The 2361-nt window shown below is 64.8% G+C and carries 6 protein-coding genes and 1 pseudogene; 5 read left to right on the forward strand and 2 right to left on the reverse strand.

The window, feature by feature from the left end:
* Both CVM50_RS21530 and CVM50_RS22285 read right to left on the reverse strand, forming a co-directional pair.
* A partial coding sequence (locus CVM50_RS21530) for a hypothetical protein (RefSeq protein ID WP_157792236.1) occupies window positions 1-356 on the reverse strand: 356 nt, incomplete at its 3' end.
* Window positions 357-413: 57 nt separating this feature from the next.
* Complete coding sequence (locus CVM50_RS22285) at window positions 414-737, reverse strand: helix-turn-helix domain-containing protein (protein WP_143515665.1); 324 nt, start codon at window positions 735-737, stop codon at window positions 414-416.
* Here CVM50_RS22285 and CVM50_RS21540 point away from each other — a divergent pair.
* The 5 genes and pseudogenes from CVM50_RS21540 to CVM50_RS19035 all read left to right on the forward strand — a co-directional run.
* Complete coding sequence (locus tag CVM50_RS21540) at window positions 660-1061, forward strand: helix-turn-helix transcriptional regulator (protein ID WP_143515664.1); 402 nt, start codon at window positions 660-662, stop codon at window positions 1059-1061. The genes CVM50_RS22285 and CVM50_RS21540 overlap by 78 nt on opposite strands.
* Window positions 1062-1285: 224 nt before the next feature.
* A complete protein-coding gene (locus tag CVM50_RS19025; protein ID WP_085887040.1) occupies window positions 1286-1516 on the forward strand; it encodes a hypothetical protein in 231 nt (76 codons plus the stop codon).
* A 73-nt stretch (window positions 1517-1589) separates the two neighbouring features.
* Complete coding sequence (locus CVM50_RS21545) at window positions 1590-1748, forward strand: hypothetical protein (RefSeq protein ID WP_157792239.1); 159 nt, start codon at window positions 1590-1592, stop codon at window positions 1746-1748.
* Window positions 1745-2023, forward strand: a complete 279-nt coding sequence (locus CVM50_RS19030; RefSeq protein WP_085890134.1) for a hypothetical protein — start codon at window positions 1745-1747, stop codon at window positions 2021-2023. Before CVM50_RS21545 ends, CVM50_RS19030 begins: the two co-directional genes overlap by 4 nt.
* Before the next feature lie 31 nt (window positions 2024-2054).
* Window positions 2055-2361, forward strand: a pseudogene (locus CVM50_RS19035) (hypothetical protein); the annotation flags it as partial.

Consider the following 2361-nt stretch of genomic DNA (forward strand, 5'->3'; position numbering starts at 1 on the left):
ACCGCCGAGGCCGAGGAATGCGCCTCGGCATGGCGCTGCAGCACGTCCGCGAACTCCCGGGTGATCCGGTGGATGTCCGAGGCGGTCGAGCCTTCGATGTTCAACGGGTGGAAGGTCCCGCCGCCCAGAGCCGCGAAATGCGCCGCGATCGGCACGGCGGCCTCGGGCACAATCCGGCTCAACCGGTCGAGGTAGTTGACGCCAAGCCCGCCCGGGCGCTGCTCCGAGACTTCCGTCCCGTGCGACAGAGTCGAGACCCCGACGCCGATGTCATTGGCCACGGCCTCAAGACCGCCGGCCGCGCGAATGGCGGTCTGCACCGCCGACTGGATCGAAGCGGGCCGCGCCTTACGCATGGGGAAACTCTCCGGGGGTTTTCGCGGGACAAAGGCCGAAGTCTCGGAAATAAAGCATCATGCCGCCTCACCCCGCCCAACCTCATGCGCGGCCTCGCTGTCGACAGGCGGCAGCACACGCGCGCTATCACTGCGGAGCAACGATGCAGCCGGAACAGCCCCTTCGGTCTGACGCTCTATGAGCACTGCCGTAGCCAAACTTACGCCGATCTGCCCTCGGCAGATTTTGGAGACCGTAGCCTGATTGAGACCAACCGAAGCAGCAAACGCAGCTTGGGTGATTTCATTTGCCCGGAGGAAGTGATGCAACTTCGTCATAGTCAGCACGATATGCCTGACATTCATATTCCCGTCAAGCATTTCGAGCATCGATATGCCCATGAGCGAATGGCGTCAGGAAAGCTGACATCCGATAATGAAGGCATGGAGAATCTGAAGCTCATACGCCAAGAACGAAAGCTCACCCAAGCCGAACTGGCGGAGATGGTGGACTGCAACCAAGCCACCATCTCAAAAATCGAGAAGGGCGGGAACTACACGCACGACCTGGCGATCAAAATCGCCAAAGCCCTTCAAGTACCGCTCACCGACCTTTTCAGCATCTCAGAAGTCGAAGCCAAGTACCTTGAAGCGCTAAGAAAAGCGGATCCCGCGCGACGCGATGCGGTCCTTTTGCTTCTCGGAGTAAACGCTCCCCACAACTGAGCGAAATACAGCCCTCCAACAAAAGCAAAGCAACGATCATTTCGTCTTTGGTCAATGCATGTCCCATCGGATTTCTTCCTCATCCCTACTTCTTCACTTCCCCCATCCCAAGGCAGCCTAGCGACGTAGACGCCAGTTTGCATCACATTATATGCCTGTCAGGCATTGACATGAATATTACTGACAGGCATTAATCTCCTCCACCACCACAGATGGAGGCATCGATGCTGACCCCTGACGAAAGCGCGCGGCTGCGGTCCGACTGGGCCGCGCGGAAGGCCGCCCGCGGCACGCCGATCTCGCCTGACCGGCTGGCCCGGCTCACCCCGCATCACCTCGCCGGCGCGCCGACCGTATCGTCCCAGATGGCCGAGGTCCTGGACATCACCGAGCGTTGCCGCGGCAAGGTCCGCGCCCTGATCGCCAGCCGCGCCCATCCGGAGGGCGCGGCATGAGCCTGCTCCCCGTCGCCCTGATCGGCTGGCTGCTGACGACCGCAGCCCTGGTGATGATCGCGGGGACGCCGGCATGACCTGTTCTGATCGACGCCCGTTGCTCCACCTCACGCTGGAAGGCCTCTGCTGGCTGGCGGTCGCGCTGCTGATCGCCGCCGCCTTGCTGGATCTGCCGACAACGCTCGCGCGCCGGGCGCTCCAGCCCGACGCCACCGTCGGAGGGCAGCCATGACCGGCCGCCTCCTCGACATCCACGCGATCACCGCCTTCCTGGCGCGTGTCGCGCCGCTGAGCGGCGACGCTCTGCACGAGGCGTTCGTCTGCGCGAGCCTGGAAGGGGGTGGCCGCTTCCACGTCCCCGCCGAGGACCGTTCCGTTCTCACGCTTTACCGGATCTCCGCCAGCGGCCCGACGGAAGCCGAGGCCATCGCCGCCTGGATCACCCGCGCCCGCAAGGCCGTGGCCGACACGGCTGCCGAGGCGGACGCCCTGCCCGCCTCCCCCTGACCTCAGACACCGCCACCGGAAAGGACCTGCCATGTTGCACCAGATGCCCCGCGCCGCCGCGCCCGCCCCGGAGATCTCCGAAGGACCAAGCGCCACCGTCGCCCTCGCCGAGCTTCGGCTGGCCGCCAACCGCCTCGGGCGCGTTGTCGAGCGCTGGAACACCATCCCGGCCATTGGCTGCGTGCGGGTCCGGTTCAACGGCGACCAGCTCACGCTGGAGGCCACCGACCTCAAGATGACCCTGACGCTGGACCTGGAGGCCCAGACCAGTGGGCATGCGGATCTGGTCGTGTCGCATCGGGCGCTGGCGGGCTTCCTGCGGGCCGCCCGGGGCCCGG

Source organism: Pseudooceanicola marinus (assembly GCF_002786295.1).
Taxonomy (GTDB): Bacteria; Pseudomonadota; Alphaproteobacteria; order Rhodobacterales; family Rhodobacteraceae; genus Pseudooceanicola; species Pseudooceanicola marinus.